The sequence below is a fragment of the Sphingomonas sp. 10B4 genome, from assembly GCF_035019905.1.
Lineage (GTDB): Bacteria > Pseudomonadota > Alphaproteobacteria > Sphingomonadales > Sphingomonadaceae > Sphingomonas > Sphingomonas glacialis.
Window position 1 is genome coordinate 64,713 of record NZ_JASJVC010000004.1, and the last position, 23,621, is coordinate 88,333.

23 protein-coding genes are annotated in these 23,621 nt (G+C 66.6%); 15 read left to right on the forward strand and 8 right to left on the reverse strand.

The annotated features are described in order from the left end of the window. Positions 1-177: 177 nt before the first annotated feature. The 4 genes from mtgA to QN347_RS02215 are packed head-to-tail and all read right to left on the reverse strand — an operon-like array spanning position 178 to position 4,215. The gene (gene mtgA / locus QN347_RS02200) at positions 178-921 is read right to left on the reverse strand and encodes a monofunctional biosynthetic peptidoglycan transglycosylase (RefSeq protein WP_322160132.1); all 744 of its coding nucleotides are present in this window, start codon (positions 919-921) and stop codon (positions 178-180) included. A gap of 23 nt (positions 922-944) precedes the next feature. Next, positions 945-2,297, reverse strand: a complete 1,353-nt coding sequence (locus QN347_RS02205) for an NAD(P)/FAD-dependent oxidoreductase (protein WP_322160131.1) — start codon at positions 2,295-2,297, stop codon at positions 945-947. Positions 2,298-2,301: 4 nt separating this feature from the next. Continuing rightward, positions 2,302-3,207, reverse strand: a complete 906-nt coding sequence (rpoH, locus tag QN347_RS02210; RefSeq protein WP_010186101.1) for an RNA polymerase sigma factor RpoH — start codon at positions 3,205-3,207, stop codon at positions 2,302-2,304. A 57-nt stretch (positions 3,208-3,264) separates the two neighbouring features. Beyond that, positions 3,265-4,215 carry an RluA family pseudouridine synthase gene (locus tag QN347_RS02215; RefSeq protein ID WP_322160129.1) on the reverse strand — a complete coding sequence of 317 codons (951 nt, stop codon included), beginning with the start codon at positions 4,213-4,215 and terminating at the stop codon, positions 3,265-3,267. A gap of 16 nt (positions 4,216-4,231) precedes the next feature. On the opposite strand from QN347_RS02215, the gene QN347_RS02220 reads away from it, so the two are divergent. Further along, positions 4,232-4,636: a M67 family metallopeptidase gene (locus QN347_RS02220; RefSeq protein WP_322160128.1), complete on the forward strand. Its 405-nt coding sequence runs from the start codon at positions 4,232-4,234 to the stop codon at positions 4,634-4,636. 8 nt (positions 4,637-4,644) lie between these two features. On the opposite strand, the gene QN347_RS02225 is transcribed toward QN347_RS02220, so the two are convergent. The 3 genes from QN347_RS02225 to QN347_RS02235 form a co-directional block, all read right to left on the reverse strand. Then, complete coding sequence (locus QN347_RS02225; RefSeq protein ID WP_322164104.1) at positions 4,645-6,429, reverse strand: AMP-dependent synthetase/ligase; 1,785 nt, start codon at positions 6,427-6,429, stop codon at positions 4,645-4,647. A gap of 57 nt (positions 6,430-6,486) precedes the next feature. Further along, positions 6,487-8,247 (reverse strand): gamma-glutamyltransferase, encoded by a 1,761-nt coding sequence (gene ggt / locus QN347_RS02230; RefSeq protein WP_322160127.1) that lies wholly within the window; start codon positions 8,245-8,247, stop codon positions 6,487-6,489. A 98-nt stretch (positions 8,248-8,345) separates the two neighbouring features. Then, on the reverse strand, positions 8,346-9,392 hold the full coding sequence (locus tag QN347_RS02235; RefSeq protein WP_322160126.1) for a quinone-dependent dihydroorotate dehydrogenase: 1,047 nt from the start codon (positions 9,390-9,392) through the stop codon (positions 8,346-8,348). A 260-nt stretch (positions 9,393-9,652) separates the two neighbouring features. Between QN347_RS02235 and QN347_RS02240 the strand changes: the two genes are divergently transcribed. The 14 genes from QN347_RS02240 to QN347_RS02305 all read left to right on the forward strand — a co-directional run bounded on the left by QN347_RS02240 (position 9,653) and on the right by QN347_RS02305 (position 22,328). After that, on the forward strand, positions 9,653-10,522 hold the full coding sequence (locus tag QN347_RS02240) for an AraC family transcriptional regulator (RefSeq protein ID WP_322160124.1): 870 nt from the start codon (positions 9,653-9,655) through the stop codon (positions 10,520-10,522). Between the two features lie 93 nt (positions 10,523-10,615). Further along, positions 10,616-11,029, forward strand: a complete 414-nt coding sequence (locus QN347_RS02245; RefSeq protein WP_133186801.1) for an SUF system Fe-S cluster assembly regulator — start codon at positions 10,616-10,618, stop codon at positions 11,027-11,029. 38 nt (positions 11,030-11,067) lie between these two features. Continuing rightward, positions 11,068-12,552 (forward strand): Fe-S cluster assembly protein SufB, encoded by a 1,485-nt coding sequence (sufB, locus tag QN347_RS02250; protein WP_322160122.1) that lies wholly within the window; start codon positions 11,068-11,070, stop codon positions 12,550-12,552. A gap of 343 nt (positions 12,553-12,895) precedes the next feature. After that, positions 12,896-13,639, forward strand: coding sequence for a Fe-S cluster assembly ATPase SufC (gene sufC / locus QN347_RS02255; protein WP_322160121.1), 744 nt, complete (start codon positions 12,896-12,898; stop codon positions 13,637-13,639). 68 nt (positions 13,640-13,707) lie between these two features. Continuing rightward, a complete protein-coding gene (locus tag QN347_RS02260; protein ID WP_322160119.1) occupies positions 13,708-14,010 on the forward strand; it encodes a hypothetical protein in 303 nt (100 codons plus the stop codon). Further along, positions 14,007-14,756: a SufD family Fe-S cluster assembly protein gene (locus QN347_RS02265; RefSeq protein ID WP_322160118.1), complete on the forward strand. Its 750-nt coding sequence runs from the start codon at positions 14,007-14,009 to the stop codon at positions 14,754-14,756. Before QN347_RS02260 ends, QN347_RS02265 begins: the two co-directional genes overlap by 4 nt. Before the next feature lie 37 nt (positions 14,757-14,793). Beyond that, on the forward strand, positions 14,794-16,008 hold the full coding sequence (locus tag QN347_RS02270; RefSeq protein ID WP_322160116.1) for a cysteine desulfurase: 1,215 nt from the start codon (positions 14,794-14,796) through the stop codon (positions 16,006-16,008). Then, positions 16,005-16,466, forward strand: a complete 462-nt coding sequence (locus QN347_RS02275; RefSeq protein ID WP_133186815.1) for an SUF system Fe-S cluster assembly protein — start codon at positions 16,005-16,007, stop codon at positions 16,464-16,466. Before QN347_RS02270 ends, QN347_RS02275 begins: the two co-directional genes overlap by 4 nt. A gap of 123 nt (positions 16,467-16,589) precedes the next feature. After that, a complete protein-coding gene (locus tag QN347_RS02280) occupies positions 16,590-16,943 on the forward strand; it encodes a HesB/IscA family protein (RefSeq protein WP_010187760.1) in 354 nt (117 codons plus the stop codon). Positions 16,944-16,987: 44 nt separating this feature from the next. Continuing rightward, positions 16,988-18,169, forward strand: a complete 1,182-nt coding sequence (locus QN347_RS02285) for an NAD(P)/FAD-dependent oxidoreductase (protein ID WP_322160114.1) — start codon at positions 16,988-16,990, stop codon at positions 18,167-18,169. A gap of 90 nt (positions 18,170-18,259) precedes the next feature. After that, on the forward strand, positions 18,260-18,655 hold the full coding sequence (locus tag QN347_RS02290; RefSeq protein ID WP_322160112.1) for an endonuclease domain-containing protein: 396 nt from the start codon (positions 18,260-18,262) through the stop codon (positions 18,653-18,655). A 93-nt stretch (positions 18,656-18,748) separates the two neighbouring features. Further along, positions 18,749-20,464: a DEAD/DEAH box helicase gene (locus QN347_RS02295; RefSeq protein ID WP_322160111.1), complete on the forward strand. Its 1,716-nt coding sequence runs from the start codon at positions 18,749-18,751 to the stop codon at positions 20,462-20,464. A gap of 71 nt (positions 20,465-20,535) precedes the next feature. Continuing rightward, the gene (gene hisC / locus QN347_RS02300; RefSeq protein ID WP_322160110.1) at positions 20,536-21,630 is read left to right on the forward strand and encodes a histidinol-phosphate transaminase; all 1,095 of its coding nucleotides are present in this window, start codon (positions 20,536-20,538) and stop codon (positions 21,628-21,630) included. Next, positions 21,627-22,328, forward strand: coding sequence for a haloacid dehalogenase type II (locus tag QN347_RS02305; RefSeq protein WP_322160109.1), 702 nt, complete (start codon positions 21,627-21,629; stop codon positions 22,326-22,328). Before hisC ends, QN347_RS02305 begins: the two co-directional genes overlap by 4 nt. A gap of 4 nt (positions 22,329-22,332) precedes the next feature. Here the strand turns inward: QN347_RS02305 and QN347_RS02310 are convergent, their stop codons facing one another. Then, the gene (locus QN347_RS02310; protein WP_322160108.1) at positions 22,333-23,577 is read right to left on the reverse strand and encodes an NAD(P)/FAD-dependent oxidoreductase; all 1,245 of its coding nucleotides are present in this window, start codon (positions 23,575-23,577) and stop codon (positions 22,333-22,335) included. Positions 23,578-23,621 lie beyond the last annotated feature (44 nt).

The following is a 23,621-nucleotide window of genomic DNA, read 5'->3' on the forward strand; positions in this document are numbered from 1 at the left end:
TCCGTCGAGCAGCCTGGGTTCACGCGCGATCGACGCGCTGCGACTGGATAAGCGCAGACACCTAAACCGTTCCCGTCTCTTGGGCCGGGAAATGGGCTTGCACCTGAAGAGCAGGGCAGAAGTGTCGGCGAGTCCACCTTGGACTATGTCCGCACGGACGGGTTTGGGTGACAGGCCTTAGCGAAGGCATGCGTCCAATCCGTCGCTCCGCACCACGTTCACGCGCCGGGCGATCGTGTTTCCATGCCGTCGCGTAAAGCCGCGTGGCGCAACCGCCGCGCGTTTCTTTGGCAAGGGTAGGACCGCTGCAATCCGCCCGGCTTCGTCGGCCGACAGTCGCGACGCGTCATGGCCGAAATAGCGATGCGCCGCCGCGTCGACGCCGTAAGTGCCGATCCCCGTCTCGGCGACGTTGAGGTAGACTTCCATGATCCGGCGCTTCCCCCAGATCGTCTCGATCAGCAGCGTGAAATAGGCTTCGAGCGCTTTGCGCGGATACCCGCCGCCCTGGATCAGAAAGACGTTCTTGGCGGTCTGCTGGCTGATCGTCGAGCCGCCGCGGATCCGCCCGCCGCGGGCGTTACGCGCCATCGCGGTCTCGATCGCGGTGAAATCGAAGCCGTGATGCGCGCAGAACCGCGAATCCTCACCCGCGATCGCGGCACGCGGCATGTTGCGGTCGATGTCCGACAGCGGGCGCCAGCTCTTGTCGATACCGTGCCCGCCGAGCGCATCGCCGATCATCGTCAGCGTGATCGGCGGCGGGACGAAGCGGTACACCACCACCATCAGCACCGAGATCAACAGGAAGGCGATCACCAGTTTGACGATCCAGCCGATCGCCCAACCGATCCAGCCGCGGCGGCGCGGCGTTCTGGTCCAGTTGGAGAGGGGCGCGCGGGATGGCCTGGTGTCGCTCATCCTCGCGTCTTAGGGCGCGGCGGTCAGCGCTGTCCACCACGTGCGGCAAGCACGGCTGCAGCAGCGGCGAGGCCGGTCGCATAGGCGCCGTGCGCGGTCGAGAAATCGTGACGCGAGCAGGCTTCGCCAGCAAAGAACAGGCGATCGTCGACCGGGGCGGCGAGCACCGCACGTTGGTCTGCGGCACCGACCCGCGCATGCGAATAACTCCCGTGAATATGCGGCGCGTGCCGCCAGCGGGTGCGGCCGAGCGGGGTCAGTTTGGCGCGCCAGTCGCTACCGAGCAGCGCGACAAGTTCGCCGATCGCGAAGTCTTCAGCGGCGCGGTCGTCCTTGTCCTCGAGCATCTCCGCGCAGTCGCCGCCGAGAAAGCCTTCGATCAGCGGCGTACCGAGCGGCGCGAGGCGGTAGCTTGCGGTGCAGGCGCTGTGCGGATCGCCGATCAGATGGCCGTTGCGCGGCAGATCGGCGTCGGCGACGTGGAGGAAGATCTTGTCGGCGAGCCCGAGCGGCAGGTCGGCGGCGGCGGCGTGCTTGGCGGGGAGCGGGGGATCGAAGCGGATTGCTTCGCGCGCGAGTACGGTGGTGGGCACCGCGACGATGACATGGCGTGTCTCGAGCGTGCCGCGGTCGGTTTCGACGAGGATCGTCGTGCCGCGATGGTCGATACGCGTGACCACGGTCTGGAGTTGTCGTGGCAGGTCCTGCGCGTGACGCGCGACGAGCGTGCCATAGCCTTGCTCGACCGCCCAATTGTCGTCGGTCGCCGCATCCTCATACGCCGCCCAGTCGTGGAGCGAGACTTCGGCCAGCGGCGCGCCATTGGCATAGCCTGAGATCGCATCGATCATCGGGCGCCACGTATCGTCGGAGGCGATGAAATCGCTGAGCGGGCGATCGGGGCCGCTCAGCGCGGCGTGCGCAGTGGTTTCCCAGCGATCCCAGGCGGTGCGATAGGCAGCTTGCTCGGCGCGCTGGAAACCAAGGTCGCGCCATTGATTGCCCCAGTTGGAAGGGCTGCGATCGACGCTTAGCCCGTATTGCTCGGCAAGCCTCGTCCACGGGTTGCGCCGGGCGGAGTGGAGCCAGCCACAGCCATAATCGACGGTGATGTTCCCCAGCGAAGGCCGAGGTCCAGTCGTGCTGTCGGTATTCGGCTGAGGCAGACGCTGACTATGTCCGCCTTCGCTACTGGGCCCCGGCCTTCGCCGGGGTGCGGTATCGGGTGGGAGGGGAAGCGCTACGCTATGCGCCCGACCACCAATGCGGTCCCCCGCCTCGAGCAGCAGCACGTCGAGGCCGGCATCGTGCAGCGTGCGCCCGGCGGCGATGCCAGCGGCACCGGCACCGACGATGATGACATCGGCGCCGGCCATGCGCTTACGCCGCGACGAGCATCCGCTGGTCGCCGGCGATCCGCATCATCGCCTTCTGCAGCTTCTCGAACGCGCGTACTTCGATCTGGCGGACGCGTTCGCGCGAGACGCCGTAGACCTGCGACAGCTCCTCGAGCGTCTTGGGCTCGTCGGTCAGGCGGCGCTCGGTGAGGATGAACTGCTCACGCTCGTTGAGATCCTCCATCGCGGCGGTCAGCATCGAGTGGCGGACGTCAGCCTCCTGCGCTTCGGCGACGACAGTATCCTGCAGCGGCGCATCGTCCTGCAGCCAATCCTGCCACTGGCCGTCGCCATCCTCGCGCATCGGCACGTTGAGCGACGTGTCGCCGCCCATCGCCATGCGGCGGTTCATGCTCGTCACCTCGGCCTCGGTCACGCCGAGGTCCTTGGCGATCTTGGCGAGATGCTCGGGGCTGAGATCGCCGTCCTCGAACGCGTCGAGCTTGGACTTCATCCGGCGCAGGTTGAAGAACAGCTTCTTCTGCGCAGCGGTAGTGCCCATCTTCACGAGGCTCCACGAGCGTAGGATGAATTCCTGGATCGAGGCGCGGATCCACCACATCGCATAGGTCGCGAGGCGGAAGCCGCGATCGGCCTCGAACTTCTTCACCCCCTGCATCAGGCCGATATTGCCCTCGGAGATCAGCTCGCTGACCGGCAGGCCATAGCCGCGATAGCCCATCGCGATCTTCGCCACGAGGCGGAGATGCGACGTCACGAGCTGCGCCGCGGCGTCGGTGTCGCCATGCTCCTCGAAGCGTTTGGCGAGCATGTATTCCTGCTCGGGCGCGAGGATCGGGAATTTCTTGATCTCGGAAAGATAGCGATTGAGGCTCGCTTCGCCACCGAGGGCGGGGATCGTCGCGGGAACGTTGCTGCGGGCTGCCATGATCGTGTCTCCCTTTAATAGGTCGGGTGCCGTGAAACGCGGACGCCAGGCCGAATGCTATACCAAGAGTGCAGTGAACAGTTCCTGCATGTCGCCAGGCATTTCGCTGTCAAACGCCAAAGCGTTACTATTCACCGGATGAATGAACCCCAGACGGGCGGCGTGCAACGCCTGACGTCGGAAACCCAGGGTTTCCAGAAGTGCCTTATGGGCTTGCTTTGTTCTGCCGTAAACTGGGTCGCCGATCAAGGGATGGCCGAGCGAGGCCATGTGCACACGGACTTGATGCGTGCGCCCCGTTTCCAGTCGACATTCCACCAACGCACCCCCGTTCAACCGCTCAAGAGTAGTATAGTGGGTGACGGCGCGTTTTCCGCCGGGGACGATCGCTATTTTCTTGCGGTTCGATGGCGAGCGCGCGAGCGGGGCGTCGACCGAGCCCGCGGTGGGGGTAGGGCGGCCCGACACCATCGCCTTGTAGCGGCGGTCGATCGAATGGTCGTGGAACTGGCGAGCGAGGCCTTCGTGTGCGCGATCGGTCTTGGCAGCGACCATCAGCCCCGACGTGTCCTTGTCGATTCGGTGGACGATTCCGGGGCGCGCGACTCCGCCGATCCCTGACAGATTGCCCGCGCAGTGGTGGAGCAGCGCGTTGACGAGCGTCCCGTCGGCGTTGCCCGCTGCCGGATGGACGACGAGCCCGGCCTGCTTGTCGATCACGATCAGATGCTCGTCCTCGAAGACGACGTTGAGCGCGATGTCCTGCGCTTGGTTGGTCGATGGCGTCGCCTCGGGAACGGACACAACATACAGGCCGCCGGCGATCGCCTTGCTCGACGGATCGCTCACCACCGCGCCGCGCGGATCGGTGACCGCGCCGCCGGCGATCAGCGCCTTGAGTCGCTCGCGCGAAACCTCTGGCAGCGCGTCGGCAAGCGCGCGGTCGAGCCGGAGGCCTAATGCCTTTTCGGACACGCGCGCTTCGATGGTGACGACCCCCCGGTTCATGCTCTAGAATCTGGGAATGGCGATGGAAATTTCAAGCACTCTCGTGGCGAGACTGCTAAACGATGCGCGATTATCGCCGACGCGCGAGATTTGCGGGCTATTGTTCGGAACCGCCGAGACGATCGACAGCGCGCAACCCTGTCCAAACGTCGCGCCCGATCCAAGGCGGCATTTCGAGATCGATCCCGCTGCACTGTTCGCGGCGCACCGTGCGGCGCGGCAGGGCGCTCCCGCGGTCGTCGGGCATTATCATTCGCATCCGTCGGGGACCCCGACCCCCTCGGCGCGCGATGCCGAGGGGGCAATGGGCGACGGTGCGCTGTGGCTGATCGTGACGGCGAGCGACGCACGGCTGTGGCGGACGCCGTCCGCGGGCGCATTCGTGCCGGTCGACTATGTCGCGGTCGATAAGGCCGACTGAGCGTCCGCTCAGGCCTTGTAGAGCGCCTCTAGCCGCGGGCCGTAGACCGCCTTCAACACATGCCGCCGGATCTTGAGGCTCGGCGTCATCTGCTCGTTCTCGATCGCGAAGGGCTCGTCGGCGAGGACGAAGCGGCGGATTCGCTCGGTCACCGCCAGATCGGCGTTGACCCGCTCGACCGCCTGGCCGAGCGCGGTGCGATACGCGCTATTCTCGGCCAGCCGCGCGAAGTTGCAGGCGCTGCCCTCGCGCGCGCACCATTGCTGCGTCCACTCGGCATCGGGAACGATGACGGCGACCATGTAGGGCCGCCGGTCGCCGAACAGCATCGCCTGCGCGATCTCGGGCTGAAGCGTCAGCATCCCCTCGACCTTTTGCGGTGCGACATTCTCGCCCTTGTCGTTGACGATGATGTCCTTCTTGCGATCGGTGATCTGGATGCGGCCCTGCGCGTCGATCACGCCGATGTCGCCAGTGTGGAGCCAGCCGTTCTGCAGCACGCGCGCGGTCTCGGCGGGGTTGCGCCAATAGCCGTGCATCACGAGCTCGCCGCGCACGAGGATTTCGCCATCGTCGGCGATACGCACTTCGGTATCGGGCATCGGCGGGCCGACGGTGTCCATCTTCAGCCCGGCCTTGGGGCGGTTGCACGAGATCACCGGCGCGGTCTCGGTCTGGCCATAGCCTTGCAGGACGGTGATCCCGACCGCTTCGAAAAAGGTGCCGACCTCGGGCGTGAGCGGCGCGCCGCCCGATACCATCGCCTTGATGCGACCGCCGAAGCGCTGCTGGATCTTGGGGCGCAACGTCGCGCCGAGCAGGAAGTCGATCGGCTTGTCGAGCAAGCCCGCTTTGCCCGCCGCCTTCTTGCTGCCGAGCGCCTGTGCACGGCCGAGCAAATAGCTCGAGAGCTTGCCTTGCTTTTCGACCGCCTTGGTGATGCGCGTGCGGAGCAGTTCGAACAGCCGCGGGACGACGATCATCATCGTCGGGCGAACTTCCTCGATATTGGCGGCGAGCTTGTCGAGGCCTTCGCTGTAATAGATCTGCGCGCCGAGCCCGATCGGGAAATATTGCCCGCCGGTATGTTCATAGGCGTGGCTGAGCGGGAGGAACGACAGGAAGATCTCGTCGTCCCAGCCGAAATCCTCCGAGATGATCGTGCAGCAGCCCTGGACGTTGTGGAGGATTGCGCCGTGATGCTGCATCACGCCGCGCGGGGATCCGCCGGTGCCGCTGGTGTAGATCAGGCAGGCGGTATCGGCGCGCGTCGCGGTCGCGGCGATGGTCGACGGCGCGGCCGCATAGGTGGCGAGCAGCGCGTCCCACTGGTGGAATTCGAGCGCGCCCGACTGGTACGCGCGCAGATCCTCGATCCCGATCACGATCTGCGCGGTGCTTGCGCGGATGGCGGCGGGGAGCAGCGTCTTGGCGAGCTTCGCGGTCGAGACGATCACCGCCTTGGCGCCCGAATTCTCGAGGATGTGGATGTGATCGCGCTCGGTGTTGGTGGTGTAGGTCGGCACGGTGATGCAGCCCGCCGCCATGATCGCGAGATCGGCGATGCAGAATTCGGGACGATTCTCGCTGATCAGCATCACGCGGTCGCCGGGCACCAGCCCGATCGCTTTGAGCGCCGCCGCCATGCTCGCGACCTGGTGCGCGGTCTCGCTCCAGCTGCGCGACACCCAGCGGCCGCCCGCTTTATGCCACAGGAACGGCGCGTCGCCCTTTTCGGCAGCGCGCGTGAGGAACATCGCGACGAGATTGGGGAAATGTTCGAGGCGGCGGATGTCTGACATACTCTCTCTCCCGGGGAGGACGCGCCGTGTTCGGCTGCGGAATAACGGTTATTCGGCCGGACGCGGCGTTGCGCCGGCGCGGACGATCTGTGTGGTCTGGCCGTCCTCGCGGACTGCGACGCCCTCGCTGCGCGGATCGGCGGCGCCGACCCAGACGCCGTTGACGCGCTCGATCGCATTGGCTTTTAGCCCCAATGGCGCGATTTGGATATGCTCGCCGAGCGCTTGCAGGGCCGGCACCATCGCATCGAGCTGCGTGCCCTTTTCGGCAACGGCGTCGAGCTTGGGTGCGTAGAGCAAGCCCATCGCGATCGCATCCTGCGCGCTGAGCTTCCAGTCGAGCACGCCGACCAGCGCCTTGGCGACCTGCGCGATGATCGTCGATCCGCCCGCCGCGCCGATCGCGATACGGACCTTGCCGTCGGGGCCATAGACGATCGTCGGCGCCATCGAGCTGCGCGGGCGCTTGCCGCCTTCGACACGGTTGGCGACGAGATAGCCGTCCTTGACGGGCGCGAAATCGAAATCGGTGAGCTCGTTGTTGAGCATCACGCCGTCGACCGACACGCCCGACCCAAAATAGCTTTCGATCGTCGTGGTGACCTCGGCGACGTTACCCTGCTTGTCGACCGCGACGAGGTCGCTCGTGCCGGGAACATCGGCGTTGGGGGCGAGTGTGCGCTGCGGTGCGCCGGGCGGGGTGCCGGCGGCGATGCTCGTCATGCTGTGCTCGGGCGAGATCAGCGCCGAGCGCCTGGCGAGATAGGCCGGATCGAGCAGGCCCTTGGTCGGCACGGTGACATGGTCGGGATCACCGAGATAGAGATCGCGGTCGGCATAGGCCAACCGCTCGGACTCGGCGAAGAGATGCCAGGCGACGGGCGAATTCTTGCCGAGCTTGGGCAGGTCGAAGCGTTCGAGCTGCTTGAGGATCATCAGCACCGCGATCCCGCCCGACGAGGGCGGGCCCATGCCGCATACCTTGTAGACGCGGTACATCGTGCAGACCGGCGGGCGTTCCTTGGCGCGGTAGCCCGCAAGATCGGCGAGCGTCATCTTCGACGGGTTGCGCGCGGCGGTGTTGACCGCGGTGACGATCTTCTGCGCGACCGCGCCTGTATAGAAATAGTCGGCGCCGTGCTTGGCGATCGCGGTGAACAAAGCGGCCTGTTCGGGGCTCTTGAGCAGCGTGCCGACGGGCAGCGGCGTGCCGTCCGCCGCAAGGAAGTGCGACCGCGCCCAGGGATCGATGTGCCCCCCGAAATTGGCGAGCCCGTTATGCAGCCGCGGGGTGACCGCGAAGCCCTCCTGCGCGAGCTTGATCGCCGGGCCGAACAGCGTCGCCCAGGGCAGCTTGCCGTAGCGCTGGTGCGCCAGCGCCATCATCCGCAGGTTGCCGGGCACGCCGACGCTGCGCCCGCCCGGCAGGGCCGCCATGAACGGGAGCGGCTTGCCGTCTGCGCCGTAGAACCATTTCGGGTCGGCTGCCGCTGGCGCGCTCTCGCGCCCGTCGAACCCGGCGACGGCGTTGGTCGCGGCGTCGTGGTGGAGCATGAAGCTGCCCCCGCCGATCCCGCTATTCTGCGGCTCGACGACATTGAGCGCGAGCATCGTCGCGATCGCGGCGTCGGTCGCGCTGCCACCCTGGCGCAGGATCTCGGCCCCGGCGGCGGCCGCGCGCGGGTCAGCGGCGCTGACCATTCCGAGCGCAGGGCTATGCGCTGGCCGTGGCGGCGGAGCCGGGCGCCGGGCTTCCGCAGCGGCGGGCGCGATCAGCAGGAGCAGGTAAGCAACAAGCGGTCTGGTCATGACGCGACCCTAGCGCGCTGTACCGTGCAGGCAAGAACGGGATCGAGCCAAGCTTGCGCTTCTCATATCCTCTCGGCGTCCCTGGCCGGCGCGCAGGCTCAGGCGGCTCGCGTGCCGACCGCCTCGGCGATGCTGGCAAACCCGTCGCGCGCAAGGTTTTTTGCGAGCCCGCGGAGAATCCGCTGCGCGAGCCCTGGACCGTGGAAAACCAATGCCGAGTACAGCTGGACGAGGCTCGCACCCGCGCAGATCCGCGCATAGGCTTCGTCGGCGCTGTCGATCCCGCCGGCCGAGACGAGCGGCATCGTCCCGCCGGTCGCGCTGCGGAAATCGGCGAGCCGCTGGCGGGCGAGGCTTGCCAGCGGCGCGCCCGACAGGCCGCCGGTTTCGCCGGCATGCGCCGATCGCAGCGCGGGGCGCGAGATCGTCGTGTTGCTGACGATCAGCGCATCGACATGGTGCGCCGCCGCGGCGCGCGCGATGAAGTCGATTGCCGACGGGTCGAGATCGGGTGCGACCTTGAGGAACAGCCGCGGCCGCTCGACCGGTGCGCGGCGCGCCTCGTCGGCGGCGGCGAGCACGTCGAGCAATTCGTTGCCGTGCTGCAAGTCGCGCAGGCCCGGCGTGTTGGGCGAGCTGATATTGACCGTGACATAATCGGCAACGCGCGCGGCGGCCGCGACGCCGTGCGCATAATCGGCGACGCGGTCTGGCGCGTCCTTGTTCGCGCCGACGTTGATGCCGAGCACGCCGCGCCGCTTCGCCGCGACCGCACGTGGCAGTGCCGCGGCGATCCCGCCATTGTTGAAGCCCATGCGGTTGATCACCGCTTGGTCCTCGACCAGCCGGAACAAGCGCGGCTTGGGGTTGCCCGCTTGCGGCAGCGGGGTCAGCGTCCCGATCTCGACGCTGCCGAAGCCCAGCGCGAAGAACCCGTCGATCGCGCTGCCATTCTTGTCGACGCCGGCGGCGAGCCCGAGCGGGTTGGCGAAATCGAGCCCCGCGACGTTGGTGCGCAGGCAGGCCGGGCCTTCGCTCCGCGCGACGCCGGTGCGGCTCACCGTCGCAAGAAGCTTGAGCGTCATCTCGTGCGCGCGTTCGGCATCGAGCGCGAAGAGAGCAGGGCGGAGCAGGGGGAACAGCATGGCGGCGTGATGACAGCGCAGGGCGGCTGCGTCAAAGCGCTCCCGCGCTCGGGCAGACCTCTGTGTCACGCCGTTTGCAGGGGAGTCCGACGACTCTGTCCAATACTGACGACGGCGAATCACGGTATGAGAAAGTGCGACCCGGGGAGCCCCAAATTGGAGCTTCCTCCCTTGGGCCGGTCAGTTTGCTGACCGGCCCACTTTTCTTTGTTCGACGAACGCGATACGCTCTGTTCCCAAGAACAGAGGGGTCCGCAATCGTGGAGAACGTTCGGCTAGACTATGCCGTTCCGGCAGCGGATCTGGCCGACTATGTAACGCTATTTTATGATTTTTCCGCCGCCGTCGCCGTGTTCGATGATGTCGAGCGCGCCGACAACGCGCAGATTCGCTTTCGATTGTCCCCAGGCGGCGCCTGTTATCGCTTCGCCGACGGGACCGAGCAGGACTCGAGCGACATCCATGTGATCGGCCCGACCAGCGGCGCGGTCCATGTCCATGCCGAGGGACCGATTGCGCTCTTCGGGATGGGCGTGACCGCGGTCGGCTGGGCGGCGATGATCGGCGCGGATGCCTCGACCATGGTCAACCGCGTCGTCGATGCGGGCAAACTGTTCGGCCTCGGGCGGTTGCAGGTCGCGACCGCCGCGCTGCGCAAGACCGAGGGCATCGCCGCGCGCGCCGCGGTGGGCGAGGAATTGGTCCGCGACTTGATCCGCAGCGCCGATGGCCAATGTACGCTCGGCGCGATCGGGTTCGTGCGTGAGGTCGATGCCTGGCTGGCGGCAAGCCCCTCGCCCGAAATGGAGGAGCTGCTTGCCACCACCGGTCTGTCGCGGCGGCAGGTCGAGCGCAAGTGCAACGCCCTGTACGGCGCGCCGCCCAAATTGCTTGCGCGCAAGTACCGCGCCTTGCGGGCCGCGGTGGCGATGGCGGCGGATGCCGAGACGATTGGCGACGCGGTCGACCGCGGTTTCTACGACCAGTCGCACATGATCCGCGAGATCAAGCAGTTCACCGGCCTGACCCCCGGGCAGATCCGCGCCGATCCGGGTGTCCTCCCACGATTGACGATCGCGCAGCGCACCGCGCTCGACGGTGTCGTCAGCCCCCTGGTGAGCGGAACCTAGCGCGTCTTTTCCAGGGGAGGGCAGGCGCAGGGGTTGACCCGACTCGTGCGTGCGCCCATTTGCAATCGGAGCAATTCCATCCGATTGGACCCGATGCGTCTTTCCAGCCTTGCCGACTATGCCGTCGTGATGATGTCCGCCGCTGCGCGGCATTGCGGTAGCGTGGGTCGGCTCAATGCGACGATGCTCGCCGAGGAGACCGGACTGCCGCTGCCGACGGTGCAGAAGCTCGTCAGCCGGCTGTCGGCGGGAGGGCTGATCGAGAGCGCGCGCGGCACTGGCGGCGGTTTCCGTCTGTCGCGACCCGCGGCGGCGATCAGCCTGGCCGATATCATCGAGGCGATCGAGGGACCGATCGCGCTCACCACCTGCGTCGACGAGGCGCGGCACGATTGCGCGCTCGAGGGCGATTGCCGGGTCAAACCGCATTGGGGCGTCGTCAACGGCGCGGTGCGCGGTGCGCTCGACGGGGTTTCGCTCGCGAGCCTGTCGAGGATCCCAGCATGACTGATTTTAACGAGCCGCGTGACGGCAGGGATGATGTAATGGCTACCAAGAACGCCGAAGCTTATGAAGCCGTCAGCAAGACCTACGAATGGGGCTTCCATTCGGACATCGAGCAGGACTTCGCGCCCAAGGGCCTGAGCGAGGACACTGTCCGCTTCATCTCCGCCAAGAAGGGCGAGCCCGCGTGGATGCTCGACTGGCGCCTCAAGGCGTTCCGCCTGTGGCAGACGATGGAGGCGCCCGACTGGGCCAAGCTCCAGATGGACCCGATCGACTATCAGGACGCCTATTATTACGCCGAGCCCAAGGTAAAGCCCAAGCTCGGCTCGCTCGACGAGGTCGATCCCGAAATCCTGCGCGTCTATGAGAAGCTCGGCATTCCGATCGAGGAGCAGAAGATGCTCGCCGGCGTCGAGGAGCTCGATGCCGAGGGCAACCCGAAGCGCCGCGTTGCGGTCGATGCGGTGTTCGACAGCGTCTCGGTCGCGACCACCTTCCGCAAGGAACTCGAAGCCGCGGGCGTGATCTTCCGGTCGATCTCCGAGGCGATCAAGGAATATCCCGATCTCGTGCGCAAGTGGCTCGGCAAGGTCGTGCCGCAGCACGACAATTATTTCGCGACGCTCAATTGCGCGGTCTTCAGCGACGGGACCTTCGTCTACATCCCCGAGGGCGTGCGCTGCCCGATGGAGCTTTCGACCTATTTCCGCATTAATGCCGAGAATACCGGGCAGTTCGAACGCACGCTGATCGTCGCCGACAAGGGGTCGTACGTCTCGTATCTCGAGGGCTGCACCGCGCCGATGCGCGACGAGAACCAGCTGCACGCGGCGGTGGTCGAGCTCGTTGCGCTCGACGATGCCGAGATCAAATATTCGACGGTGCAGAACTGGTATCCCGGCGACGAGAACGGCAAGGGCGGGATCTACAACTTCGTCACCAAGCGCGCGCTGTGCCAGGGCAAGAATTCGAAGGTGTCGTGGACGCAGGTCGAGACCGGCAGCGCGATCACCTGGAAGTATCCGTCGTGCGTGCTCGCGGGCGAGAACAGCGTCGGCGAATTCTATTCGGTGGCGGTGACCAACAATCGCCAGCAGGCCGATACAGGCACCAAGATGATCCATCTCGGCAAAGGCTCGCGCTCGACGATCGTGTCGAAGGGGATTTCGGCGGGGCGTTCGGACAATACCTATCGCGGGCTGGTGCGCGTCGCGCCGACCGCGGAGGGCGTGCGCAACTTCACGCAGTGCGACTCGCTCCTGCTCGGCGACCAGTGCGGGGCGCATACCGTGCCGTATATCGAGGTGCGCAACCCGTCGGCACAGATCGAGCATGAGGCGACCACCTCGAAGATCAGCGACGACCAGATGTTCTACGCGATGCAGCGCGGGCTCGATTCCGAGGCGGCGGTGGCGCTGATCGTCAACGGCTTCGCCAAGGAAGTGCTCCAGCAGCTGCCGATGGAGTTTGCGGTCGAGGCGCAGAAGTTGCTGGGGATCAGCCTTGAGGGGTCGGTGGGGTGATGTGGCCGAGCATCTTTTTACTTAGTGCATTGCAGGGCGGCGGCACTCCCGTTCCGGCACCGGTGGTAAAGGCGTTGCAAACATACGGCGAATGTTTGCGTAGACGTGCTGTAGATCTTGAGCCGTCCCAGGCGACCCCGGCCGATATATTTCTGGCCGCGAAGACCGGCTGTGCGACCCAACACACAGACGCTCTCCTTGCTCTTCAAGATGAGTTTGGAAAGCGTCAGACCCAGAGTGAGGCCGCCCGTGGCGCGTTGGGGATGATAGAATTTACCGAAGACACTGCCGAAAGCGACATTCGCTTGCGAATTTTAGAGATACGAGCGGGACGAAGCCGATAATGTTGAAAATCACCGACCTCCACGCCGAAATCGACGGCAAGGAAATCCTCAAGGGGCTCTCGCTCAGCGTCAATGCGGGCGAGGTCCATGCGATCATGGGGCCGAACGGCGCGGGCAAGTCGACGCTCGGCTATATACTCGGCGGGCGGCCCGGTTATGAGGTCACCGCGGGCTCGGTCGAGTTCGACGGGAAGGATTTGCTCGAGATGGCGCCGCACGAGCGCGCTGCCGCCGGGCTGTTCCTCGGTTTCCAGTATCCGGTCGAGATCCCCGGCGTGTCGAACGTGCAATTCCTGCGCGAGGCGCTCAACGCCCAACGCCGCGGGCGCGACGAGAAGCCGCTGTCGGGCGCCGAGTTCCTCAAGCTCGCGCGCGAGCAGGCTGCCGCGCTGTCGATGGATGCCGAGATGCTCAAGCGTCCGGTCAATGTCGGCTTCTCGGGCGGCGAGAAGAAGCGCAACGAGATGGTGCAGATGGGCATCATCGGCCCCAGCCTCGCGATCCTCGATGAAACCGACAGCGGGCTCGACATCGATGCGCTGCGCGTCGTGGGCGACGGAATCAACCGGATCATGCGCAAGCCCGACAAGGCGGTGATCCTGATCACCCACTATCAGCGCCTGCTCGATTACGTTTCGCCCGATTTCGTCCATGTGTTGGCCGGCGGGCGGATCGTGCGCTCGGGCGGACCGGAACTGGCGCTGGAGCTGGAGCGTGAGGGATACGCCGGGGTGGCGGCGTGATCTTCGCCTTGGCCCTGCTCCAAAGTGTCGCCCCGTCGCCGCCACCAGCCGCCGACCCCGATATCGTCGTGATCGCCCGCAAGCTGCAGGATTGGCGCGCGTCGGTCCGGATGAAGAAGGGCAAATATGTCTGCGCGGTGACCCGATCGACCGGTGACCCGGAGATCGACGGGGTTGCTTGCGAGGCGATGCGCGTCTGCGCGATTCCGGCGATGCCGCGCTATACCGCGACACGCGCCAAGGGCGTGGATGCGGCGACGCGCCAGCGGCTCATCGAAGGGATCAATGGGGAGATGGCTACGTGCGTGCGCGACCAACGCCATCAACTGATCGGCGAGTTGGCCGATCGTCGGGCGGGAGCGGTGCAATGACGCTGGCTCTTCCCACCCGCCGCGATGAATCCTGGCGGTATTCCGATCTCGAAGCCGTCGCCTCGGTGTGGCCAGTGCCTGCGGCCGAAGTGATCGAGGTCCCCGCCGGCCAGTCCATCGCCCGCGTGATCGTCCAGGATGCAGCGATCGACGCCGTTGCGATCCGCGATTTCCAGGTCATCCTGCGCGAAGGTGCGACCGCGACCTTCCACGTGCTCAACGTCGGCGGGCAGCTCGGCCGCGTGACCATCGACGTGACGTGCCACGAAGGCGCGCACTTCGAGCTTGGCGCGGCGATGCTCGGCGGCGGCGACCAGACGCTCGAGATCGTCACCGTGCTCAACCATATCGAGCCCAATGCCACCTCGAACCAAGTGGTGCGATCGGTGCTCGGCGGACGCGCGACGGGGTCGTATCTCGGCAAGGTCGCGGTCGCGCGGCATGCGCAGAAGACCGATGCCTCGCAATCGGTCAAGGCGATGCTGCTCAGCCGCACCGCGACCGCGAACGCCAAGCCCGAGCTCGAGATTTTCGCCGACGACGTGAAGTGCGCGCATGGTGCGACGGTCGGCGAGCTCGATGCGAATGCGCTCTTCTATCTTGCGTCGCGCGGGATCGCGCCGGCGCAGGCCAAGGCGATATTGCTGCGGGCGTTCATCGGATCGGTGTTCGAGGGGATCGAAGACGTTGCCGAACGCGAGCGCGTCGAGGCGGTGGCGCAGGCGGCGTTGGAGCGGATGCTGTGAGCGCGCGCAACAGACTCCTTTCCAGGGAGGGGAGGCAATGAGCGTGCTGACCCAGACCCGCCCGCTAGACCATGTCGCCGATTTCCCGGCGATCCCGGCCGGCTGGGCGTATCTCGATACCGCCGCCACTGCGCAGAAGCCGCAAGAGGTGATCGACGCGATCACGCGCGCCTATGACACCGATTACGCCACGGTGCACCGCGGCGTGTATCGGCGCTCGGCTGATATGACGCTCGCCTATGAGGCGGCGCGTCGCAAGGTGGCCAAGTTCCTCAACGCCGGTTCCGAAAACGAGATCGTCTTCGTCCGCGGCGCGACCGAGGGGATCAACCTCGTCGCGCACTGCTGGGCGGGAACGCAGCTCAAGGCCGGCGACCGCATCCTGCTCTCGCAGCTCGAGCATCACAGCAACATCGTGCCGTGGCAGATGGTCGCCGAGCGGATCGGTGCGCAGATCGACGTGCTCCCGCTCACTGCCGACCACCGCATCGACCTCGACGCGATGGCCGCGATGATCACGCCGCAGCACAAGCTCGTCGCGTTGGGGCATGTCTCGAACGTGCTCGGCTCGGTGCTCGACGGCCGCCGGGCGGCGGACATCGCGCATTCGGTCGGGGCGAAGATTCTGCTCGACGGTTGCCAGTCGGTCCCGCGCATGACGGTCGACGTCGCCGCACTTGATTGCGATTTCTACGTCTTTTCGGGCCACAAGCTCTACGGCCCGACCGGAATCGGCGTGTTGTGGGCAAAGCCAGCATTGCTCGAGGCGATGCCGCCGTATCAGGGTGGTGGCGCGATGATCGACAAGGTCAGCTTTGCGGGTACGACCTACGCGCCGCCGCCGGGCCGCTTCGAGGCGGGCACGCCACATATTGTCGGCGTGCTCGGGCTCGCCGCCGGGATCGACTATGTGACGCGGATCGGGCTTGAGCGCATCCATGCGCACGAGACCGCGCTGGTGAAACTGACACGCGACGCGCTGTCGCAGTTCAACTCGCTGACCTTGTTCGGCCCCGAGGATTCCGCAGGAATCGTCAGCTTCAGCATCGCGGGGGTGCATCCGCACGACATCGGCACCATCTTGGACGAAGCCAAGGTGGCGGTGCGCGCGGGCCATCACTGCGCGCAGCCGCTGATGGAGACGCTCGGCGTCGATGCGACGGCGCGCGCGAGCTTCGGGGTCTATAACAGCGCCGCCGACGTCGAAGCGCTGGTGCGCGGAATTGAAAGAGTAACGAGGATTTTCGGATGAGCGACCGGATCGAGATTCAGGAAGTCGGCGCCGTCGAGCAGCCGCCGCGCGCGCGCGTCGAGGACGTCGCGGTCGAGGCAGGGACGCGCAAGCGCGACTATCTCGAGGGTTTTCTTAGCCAGAAGCCCGCAGGCGATGTCGCCGGCGAACCGGGCGGAGCGCTGTACGAGGCGGTCGTCGACGCGCTCAAGGAAATCTACGATCCGGAAATTCCGGTCAACATCTACGATCTCGGACTGATCTATGGCGTCGAGGTGACCGAGGCCGGCCACGCCGTTGTTACGATGACCCTGACCACGCCGCATTGCCCTGTCGCCGAATCGATGCCGATGGAAGTCGAACTGCGCGTCGGCGCGGTGCCGGGGGTCGGCTCGGCCGAGGTCAATCTGGTATGGGATCCGGCATGGGATCCCGCCAAGATGTCCGACGATGCCAAGCTCGAACTGGGCATGCTGTAATGCACTAAGCCCCTTCCCTTCAGGGGAGGGGCTGGGGTGGGAAAGTCCCAAACGCAGGTCTCTGCGAGGCTTCCCCCACCCCCTACCCCTCCCTGAAGGGGGGGGCTTTGGAGGAAGAAGCCGATGACCACCATGACCCGCGTTCGCCCTGCTGCGCTGATCCTCACGCCCACGGCCGAGGCGCGGATCGCCGCGCTGATGGCCAAGGCGCCCGCGGACGCGATCGGCGTCAAGCTGTCGACGCCGCGGCGCGGCTGTTCGGGGCTTGCCTACTCGGTCGATTACGTCACCGAAGCCAAGCCGTTCGACGAGCGGATCGATACGCCCGGCGGGACTTTGTTCGTCGATGGCGGGTCGATCCTGTATCTGATCGGCTCGACGATGAATTGGGTCGAGGACGATTTTGCGGCAGGCTTCGTGTTCGTCAATCCCAACGCCAAGGGTGCATGCGGGTGTGGCGAAAGCTTCACCGTCTAAGCCGCGCACTGGCCTGCGCGCCGATTTGCGTCCACAGGCGGGCGATGACGACCCATACGACTTACGACACCATCATTCTCGGCGCTGGCGCGGCCGGGCTGATGTGCGCTTTCACCGCCGGCCAGCGCGGGCGCCGCGTGCTGCTGCTCGATCATGCCGAGGCGATCGGCAAGAAGATCCTGATCTCGGGTGGCGGGCGGTGCAATTTTACCAATGTGCACACCGCGGCCGATCGCTATATTTCGGCCAACCCGCATTTCGCCAAGTCGGCGCTCGGGCGCTACACCGCGCAGGATTTCCTGGCGCTGGTCGAGGCACACGGGATTGCGTGGCACGAGAAGACGCTCGGGCAATTGTTCTGCGATGGGTCCGCCAAGCAGATCGTCGCGCTGCTGCAGGACGAATGCGACAAAGGCGGGGTGGAGATCGCGCTGGGTGAAGCGATCCGCGATATTGACCATGCCGATGGACAGTATCGCGTTAGTTTCGGCGATCGCACCGCGAGTGCGCCGTCGCTCGTCATCGCCACCGGCGGCCCGTCGATTCCGCAAATGGGCGCGACCGGCTTTGCCTATGATCTCGCACGGCGCTTCGGACTGAAAGTGGTCGAGCCCCGCCCGGCCCTGGTGCCGCTGACGCTTGGTGGCGACGAAACCTTGTTCCGCTCGCTTTCGGGTGTGGCGGCGGAAGTGGTCGCCAGGGCGGGCAAGACCAAATTCCGCGAGGCCGCGCTGTTCACGCACAAGGGGTTGAGCGGGCCGGCGATCCTGCAGGTGTCGTCGTATTGGCGGCACGGCGAGCCGGTCGGGATCGATTTCCTGCCCGAGCTCAAGCCCGGCTGGCTCGTCGGCGTGAAGCACACCCGGCCGCGCGTCTCGCTCGCGTCGGTGCTGTCGAACCATCTGCCCGGGCGGCTTGCCGAGACGCTCGCCGATCGGCTCGGGATCGAGGGCGAACTCGGCGCGGCGACCGACAAGGCGGTCGATGCGGCAGCGCGGCAGTTGGCCGATTGGCGCTTCAGTCCGAACGGCACCGAAGGCTTCGCCAAGGCCGAGGTGACGGCAGGCGGCATCTCGACGGCCGAACTGTCGTCACAGACGATGGAGGCGCGGAAGGTGCCCGGGCTGTATGCGATCGGCGAGGCGGTCGACGTGACGGGATGGCTCGGCGGCTATAACTTCCAATGGGCCTGGGCGAGCGGCTGGGCGGCGGGGCAGGTGGTGTAGGTCACCACCTCGCTTAACTTTCTCCCCTCCCTAGAAGGGAGGGGCTGGGGGTGGGTTGCTCTCCGTATCGGACGGCGGCAGTCTTACGGAATGCCTCGAGTCTCACCCGAGATGACGAAACGCGCCCGTGATCTGCGGACCAACGCAACCGACGCCGAACGCCGGATCTGGCTGCGCATACGATCGTATCGCCCGCGCTTCACCCGTCAGCTCGTTATCGGGCGCTACATCATCGACATCGCCTGCCGCGAAGCGAAGCTTGCCATCGAGCTAGACGGCGGTCAGCACACCGACTCGCTTTACGACGAGGAGCGAACTGCGTTCCTCGAAAGCCTCGGGTGGCAGGTGCTCCGCTTCTGGAATTCCGAGGCGATCACGAATCCCGACGGCGTCGCTGAAGCGATCCTGACCGACGTCGGCAGCCGCCTCGGGCCGACCCACCCCCAGCCCCTCCCTTCCAGGGGGGGGAGGAAGAAGGCGGTTTAGCGCCAGAATCCACACCCCCCGTGCTTTTCTCCAGCACCCGTGCTAAGGGCCCTTCTTGGCGCGCGAACCCGCCGCCCCCATATTCGGAATACCATGCCCTTTTCACACCTCCCCACGCTTCTTGCCGAAGCGCTCTCCGCCCGTGGCTATGAAGCCCCGACTCCTGTCCAGGCCGCCGTCATCCAGCCCGAGGCCGAAGGCCGCGACGTCATCGTCTCGGCGCAGACCGGGTCGGGCAAGACCGTCGCATTCGGCCTCGCCATCGCGCCGCAGCTGCTGACCGAAGACGGCCTGCTCCCGCCGCCGCGCGCACCGCTCGCGCTCGCGATCGCGCCGACGCGCGAACTCGCGTTGCAGGTCAGCCGCGAGCTCGAATGGCTCTACGGCAAGGCCGGCGCGCGCATCTCGACTTGCGTTGGAGGCATGGACGCGTCGCGCGAGCGCCGCAGCCTCGCGCATGGCACGCATATCGTCGTCGGCACGCCGGGCCGTCTGCGCGACCATATCGAGCGCGGCGCGCTCGATCTGTCGAACCTCAAGGCGGTCATCCTCGACGAAGCCGACGAGATGCTCGACATGGGCTTCCGCGAAGATCTCGAGCTGATCCTCGACGCTTCGCCGTCGGAGCGCCGTACGCTCCTCTTCTCGGCGACGATGCCCAAGTCGATTGTCGCGCTCGCCAAGCGCTACCAGAAGGATGCGCTGCGCATCTCGACCGTCGGCGAGGACCGCGGGCATGGCGATATCGAATATCAGGCGGTGACCGTGGCGCCGGCCGATATCGAGAATGCCGTCGTCAATCTGCTCCGCCTCCACGAGGCCGAGACGGCGATGCTGTTCTGCGCGACGCGCGACAATGTCCGCCATCTCCATGCCGGCCTCATCGAGCGTGGCTTCGCCGCGGTCGCGCTGTCGGGCGAGCATAGCCAAAACGAGCGCAACGCCGCGATGCAGGCGCTGCGCGACAAGCGTGCGCGCGTCTGCGTCGCGACCGACGTCGCCGCGCGCGGGATCGATCTGCCCTCGCTCAGCCTCGTCGTTCACGTCGAGCTGCCGCGCGATGCCGAGACGATGCAGCACCGCTCGGGTCGTACCGGTCGCGCGGGCAAGAAGGGCACCGCGATCCTGATCGTGCCGTATCAGCGCAAGCGCCGCGTCGAGATGATGCTGCGCGGCGCGCGGATCGCGGTCGAGTGGATGAACGCGCCGACCGTCGACGACATCCGCAAGGCCGACAAGTCGCGGCTGATGACGATGCTGATGGAGGACGTCGAAGTCGACGAGGACGATCGCGCATTGGCGGCACAGCTGCTCGAGAAGAAGACTCCCGAGGATATCGCGGCGGCACTGGTGCGCAGCTATCGCGCGCGGATGCCCGCGCCCGAGGAAATGATCGAGGCGAGCGGTTCCGCGCCGCGCGAGGCGGGCAAGGAGCATCACCGCGAGGGCTTCGACGATATCGTCTGGTTCCGCATGGACATCGGCCGTCGCCAGAATGCCGATCCGCGCTGGATCCTGCCGCTGATCTGCCGTCGCGGGCACATCACCAAGAACGAAGTCGGCGCGATCCGCATCGCCGCCAACGAGACGATGTTCCAGGTGCCGAGCGGCATCGCGGGCAAGTTCATGGCGGCGGTAAAGCGCACCGCCGGCGAGGAAGCCGAAGGCGGCGTGCAGTTCGAGCAAGTCCAGGGCGGGCCGGTCGAGGCCGAGCGCAGCCCGCGGCGTGCCAATGGGCCTGCGCCGGTGCGGCATCAGCCGCGGCCGACATTGCGGCCCGGTGGGCCGAACAAGCGCCCGCAACGCTAACCCCGTAAATCCTCCCTCGCTGCGCGAGGGAGGATTTGAAGTGTCGCTCTTTCCCCGCTAACCCACGCGGAATGAACGCACCCCAGCCCAAGCCATGGATCATGGCCATCGCCCCCTACGTGCCCGGTCGCTCGACGAGCGAGGGTGGGGCGCCCGTCATCAAGCTGTCGTCGAACGAGAATCCGCTCGGCACCAGCCCGCAAGCGGTCGACGCCTTCGCCAAACATTCCGCCGATCTCGCACGCTATCCCGATGCCGGCGCAGCACTGCTGCGCGAGGCGATCGCGGCGCATCACGATCTCGACCCTGCGCGCGTCATCTACGGCACCGGGTCGGATGAAGTGCTCCACCTTATCGCCGGCGCCTATGCCGGGCCCGGCGACGAGATCATCCAGGTGCGCTACGGCTTCGCGGTCTATGAGATCGCCACCCGCCGCGTCGGCGCGACGCTCGTCATCGCCGACGACCGCGATTATGCGACCGATGTCGACGCGATCCTCGCTGCGGTCACCGAGCGTACGCGCGTCGTATTCGTTGCGAATCCCAACAATCCGACCGGCACCTTCACGCGCAAGGAAGAGATTGCGCGCCTCCATGCCGGGCTTCCGGCACACGTGATGCTCGTGCTCGATCAGGCCTATGCCGAATATCTCGCGCCCGAGGATGACGACGGCGGGCTCGACCTCGCGCGCACCGCGCCGAACGTCATCGTGACGCGCACCTTCTCGAAGATCCACGGCCTTGCCGCCGAGCGAATCGGCTGGGGGTACGGGTCGGAGGACGCGATCTCGGCGATGCACCGCATCCGGGCGCCATTCTGCTGCACCACCGCCGGGCAGGAAGCCGCGATCGCGGCGCTCGGCGCGGCCGATTTCATCGCCGCCTCGCGCGAGCACAATCGCGAATGGCGCGCGTGGTTCGGCGCGGAGATGGGCAAGCTCGGCAACGCCGGCCTGCGCGTCGTCCCGAGCGAAGCCAACTTCCTGCTCGTGTTGTTCGAAGGCGCCGTCACCGCCGAGACCGCGTACAAGGCACTGCTCAGCCGCGGCTATATCGTGCGCTGGCTGCCGGGGCAGGGGCTCGCCAACGGCTTGCGCATGACGATCGGCACCGAGGCCGAGACGCGTGGCCTCGCCGCGGCGCTGCGCGAGATCGTCGCCGGGTGATCAAGGCGCTCGCCTTCGACGTGTTCGGCACCGTCGTCGATTGGCGGACGAGCATCGCGCGCGAGGCTGCGGCGGTTTTCGCGAGGATCGGGCGCGAGGATCTCGATCCGGCGCGTTTCGCAGACGACTGGCGCGGCCTGTATCAGCCGGCGATGGAGGAATGCCGTTCGGGCCGGCGCGCTTATACGCGGCTCGACGTGCTCAACCGCGAGACGCTCGACGTGCTGGTCGAGCGGCTCGGCATCGCGGCGGATGAAGCGACGCTCGCCGATCTGGCGCTGGCGTGGCGGCGGCTCGATCCGTGGCCCGATGCGGTTGCGGGATTGACGCGGCTCAAGGCGCGCTTCCCGATCGTCACGCTGTCGAACGGCAATGTCGCGCTCATGCTCGCGCTGGCGCGGCATGGCGGGCTGCCGTGGGATGCGATCCTCGGGGCCGAGGCGACCGGGATCTACAAGCCATTGCCGCAGGCCTATCTCGGCACCGCCGATATTCTGGGGATTGCGCCCGAAGCGCTATGCCTCGTCGCCGCGCATCACAGCGATCTTGCCGCGGCACGGGCGTGTGGGCTGGCGACCGCCTATGTCGATCGGCCGATGGAATTGGGCGGCGCGCCCAAGCCCGACCGCGCCTCGGAACAGGCGTGGGATTACAGCGCCGAGTCGCTGACCGAATTGGCCGACCGCCTCGGCTGCTGAGGCGTCAGCCAGCCGCCAGCATTTCCTTCAACGGCACGTCCGCATCGGCCAGCAACGCGGGGTCGATCACGGCGCGTGCCACCACCAGCGCACGGCCCTGAACGTAATCGCGCGTCATGTTGACGCAATCGAGCGCGATCACCTTGCCGCGCTTTAGATAGACGACCGAGAAGCGCCGCGTGGAGACATCGCCGCGCAGCACCGCCGTATCGAAGCCGGTCGAAAGCCCGACGGTCTGCAGCTTCAGATCATATTGGTTCGACCAGAACCACGGCACCGCATCATAGGGCTGCGGATCGCCCGTCAGCACGCGCGCGACGACGGTCGCCTGGTCGTTGGCGTTCTGCACCGATTCGAGCCGGATCGTCGCGCCATCGGCATAGAGGTTGGGATGCGCGGCACAGTCGCCGATCGCGAACACGTCGGGAAGCGAGGTGCGGCAGAAGGCATCGACCGTCACGCCATTGCCGCCAGCGGCGCCCGCCTCGATCAGCGGCGCGACCGCTGGGACGATGCCGATCCCGACGACCACCATGCTGCCCACCACCACGCTGCCATCGGCGAGCCGTACCCCGGTCGCCGCGCCGTCATGGCCCTCGATGCTTACGACCGTGACGCCGGTGCGCAGGTCGACGCCGTGCGCGCGGTGCTCGGCTTCGTAGAAATGCGAGAGCGCTTCGCCGGCAACGCGCGCAAGCACGCGCGGTGCCGCCTCGAGCACGGTGACGTGCTTGCCGAGCTTGGTCAGCACCGCTGCGGCCTCGAGCCCGATATAGCCGCCGCCGATCACGATGACGTGGCTCACGTCGGGCAGTTCGGCGATCATCTGGTCGACATCGGCGCGGGTGCGCACGCCGTGGACGCCGCGCAGGTCATGCCCGGCGCACGTCAGCCGGCGTGGCGGACCACCGGTCGCCCAGATCAGGTTCGAATAGCCGATGGTCGCACCCTCGTCGGTGGTGACGACGTGCGTGGCAGGATCGACCGATACCACCGTGCGGCCCGGCAGTAGCGGAATCGTGCGCTCGACCCAGAAGGCCGCGGGTCGGATCAGGATCCGCTCGAAGGGCTTTTCGCCAGCGAGATAGTCCTTCGATAGCGGGGGGCGCTCATAGGGAAGCTCGGGCTCGTCGCCGAGCAGCGCGATCGTCCCCGCATACCCGCGCTGGCGCAGCGCGATCGCCGCTTGCGCCCCGCCATGCCCCGCACCCACGATCAAAACGTCGAACGAAAGCGCGGTGTCGGTCATGTCGGCCCCTCTTGATCCTCGTGGCGGCTGACGTGCGGGCAACG